This window comes from Paraburkholderia mimosarum LMG 23256 = NBRC 106338 (assembly GCF_000739815.1).
Lineage (GTDB): Bacteria > Pseudomonadota > Gammaproteobacteria > Burkholderiales > Burkholderiaceae > Paraburkholderia > Paraburkholderia mimosarum.
This window is the reverse complement of sequence record NZ_BBJJ01000349.1, coordinates 1-749: the sequence shown is the minus strand read 5'-3', so window position 1 is coordinate 749 and position 749 is coordinate 1. Positions and strand designations below refer to the sequence as shown.

1 protein-coding gene and 1 pseudogene are annotated in these 749 nt (G+C 63.7%); one reads left to right on the top strand and one right to left on the bottom strand.

Translation table 11 applies throughout. The annotated features are described in order from the left end of the window. The coding region (gene tnpB, locus BMI01S_RS37835; protein ID WP_156123934.1) for an IS66 family insertion sequence element accessory protein TnpB at nucleotides 1-454 on the top strand (454 nt) is incomplete at its 5' end. Between the two features lie 2 nt (nucleotides 455-456). On the opposite strand, the pseudogene BMI01S_RS40510 reads toward tnpB, so the two are convergent. Further along, nucleotides 457-749: pseudogene (locus tag BMI01S_RS40510) on the bottom strand (transposase); the annotation flags it as partial.

The window sequence follows — 749 nt, the reverse complement described above, 5'->3', positions numbered from 1 at the left end:
CCCGGAACACACATTCGGCAGAGATTCGGATCGAAATGCGTCGGGGAGATCAGACAGTCACGGTAAGCTGACCGATATCGGAGGCAGCCCAGTGTGCAGCCTGGCTGCGCGGGTGGCTGCGGTGATCCGGGTCGACGAGGTCTGGCTGGCTGTCGATCCACTGGACATGCGCGCCGGCTTCGACACGGCACTGGCGCGCGTGGTCAAGGTGTTCGGCGCCGCGCATCCGCACCTCGCCTATCTGTTTGCCAACCGTCGGGCCACTCGAATGAAGGTACTCGTTCATGACGGGATCGGCATCTGGCTGGCAGCACGACGCCTGAATCAAGGACAGTTCGTCTGGCCGCACGCCGGCAGTGAGCCGAAGCAGCACGCGCTGACGCACGAACAGCTGGCTGGCCTGGTGCTGCCGTGGCAGCGCATTGGGCAGGACGGCGTGATCCGCATCGTATGACTTTGCGCCTTGGTTTTCTCAAGCGCGATCACCAGATCCTTCAGCGGACCCTGATCTTTCCGCGCTTGGCAGCCACGTGCCACTTCACGGGCTTGTCCATCATTTCGTCGCGTTTGTCCACGCCGATGTAGCCGGCGTCGCCAAACGCTTCCTCTTCATGGCCGTGCAGCAGTCCATGGGCCTGCGAAACGTCCGACACGTTGGCCGACGTGCCCACCGCGCTGTGACCAGTCCCGAATCGGCATTGACCCCGACGTCGGGTAAGCGCGTGCTGTTGCCAGCCAGCACGCGCCCT